Source organism: Streptomyces hainanensis (assembly GCF_004348415.1).
GTDB classification, from domain to species: Bacteria; Actinomycetota; Actinomycetes; order Streptomycetales; family Streptomycetaceae; genus Streptomyces; species Streptomyces hainanensis.
This window is the reverse complement of record NZ_SMKI01000833.1, coordinates 1-1,264: the sequence shown is the minus strand read 5'-3', so window position 1 is coordinate 1,264 and position 1,264 is coordinate 1. Positions and strand designations below refer to the sequence as shown.

At 77.5% G+C, this 1,264-nt stretch carries 3 protein-coding genes; 1 reads left to right on the top strand and 2 read right to left on the bottom strand.

All coding sequences use genetic code 11. The features are described 5' to 3' along the window. The coding region (locus E1283_RS36295) for a histidine phosphatase family protein (protein WP_207930677.1) at positions 1-343 on the top strand (343 nt) is incomplete at its 5' end. Between the two features lie 26 nt (positions 344-369). Here the strand turns inward: E1283_RS36295 and E1283_RS36290 are convergent. Both E1283_RS36290 and E1283_RS36285 read right to left on the bottom strand, forming a co-directional pair. Next, positions 370-1,068, bottom strand: a complete 699-nt coding sequence (locus E1283_RS36290) for a lysophospholipid acyltransferase family protein (RefSeq protein ID WP_243745350.1) — start codon at positions 1,066-1,068, stop codon at positions 370-372. A gap of 10 nt (positions 1,069-1,078) precedes the next feature. Beyond that, the coding region (locus E1283_RS36285; RefSeq protein WP_165956380.1) for a hypothetical protein at positions 1,079-1,264 on the bottom strand (186 nt) is incomplete at its 5' end.

The window sequence follows — 1,264 nt, the reverse complement described above, 5'->3', positions numbered from 1 at the left end:
GTCGGTCGGCGTCTACCTGCGGGTGGCGTGCGACTGGGCTTCGGGGCGGAGCGGGGTGCGGATGCCGGGCGGTGAGAGCGGCGTCGAGGCGCTGGGGCGGTTCGACGCCGTGGTGGCGGAGGCGGCCTCGGCCGGCGCGGCGGTGGCGCTGGTCGGCCACGGCTCGATGATCCGGGTGTGGACGGCGGCGCGGGTGGCCAACGTGTCGTTGGAGTTCGTGGTGGCGCACGAGGTGCCCAACGGTGGTGTGGTGACGCTGGAGGGCGCGCCGGGGCGGGGGTGGCGCGCGCTCGGCTGGACCGGCGCGCGACTGGGCGACGCGCCGGCCGTCGCCGCCGGCTGACGCGACGCGACGCGACACGACGCGGGTCAGCCGGGCACGGAGAGCGGCGGGGTGGCGAGGGTGTCGACGTAGGGCTGCTCGGAGAGTTCGGCGATGCGCCGCATCAGCAGGGTGGTCAGCTCGCGGAGCGTCGCGGTGGCGGGGGCGCCGTCCGGGCGCGGGGCGCGGCCGCGCAGCGCGGTGTGGTCGACGGGGTGGCCGAAGCGGATGTGGACGCGGTGCGGTCTGAGCAGCGTGGTGCCGACGGGCTGGACCCGGTCGGTGCCGGTGATGCCGAAGGGCACCAGGGGGGCGCCCGAGGTCAGGGCGATGGAGGCGGTTCCCGGGCGGCCGCGGTGCAGTCGGCCGTCCGGTGACCTGGTGCCCTCGGGGTAGATGGCGAGGGCGGCGCCGGCGGCGAGCAGGGCGGAGCCGGTGGCGACGAACCGTCGCGCGGCGGCGGGGCCGCCGCGGCGGTCGACCGGCTGGAAGCCGAGTCGCGTGCAGTAGGCGGCGAGGGCGCGGCCGCGGAGCCCGGGGGCGGTGAAGTACTCGCGTTTGCCGAAGAAGACCAGTTGCCGGGGGACGGCGGCCATCAGGAAGAACGTGTCGCAGGCGGCGAGGTGGTTGCCGGCGAGCAGCACCGGGCCGGTGCGCGGCAGGTGTTCGACGCCCTCGACGGAGGTGGGGCAGGCGGTGGCGGCGGCCAGCCGCATCAGGGCCCGGGTGGCGCGGTAGACGGGCATGACAGGCGGCTCACCGGTCCCCGTCCCGCTGGGCCGGGACGGGGGCCAGGGCGTCGAGCGCCGCCCGCCAGTGCTCGGCGAGGTCGCGGGCCTCGGGGAGTGCGGCGTCCGCGGTGAAGGCGCAGGTGGCCTGGTCGCGCCAGACGGCGAGCGCGGGAAGGCACGGGAGGTGGGCGGGCAGGCAGCTGATCGGGGT

What these genes read in the sequence shown, in the direction of transcription:
- E1283_RS36290 (WP_243745350.1), bottom strand. Translation starts at nt 1,068, where the DNA reads ATGCCCGTCTACCGCGCCACCCGGGCCCTGATGCGGCTGGCCGCCGCC.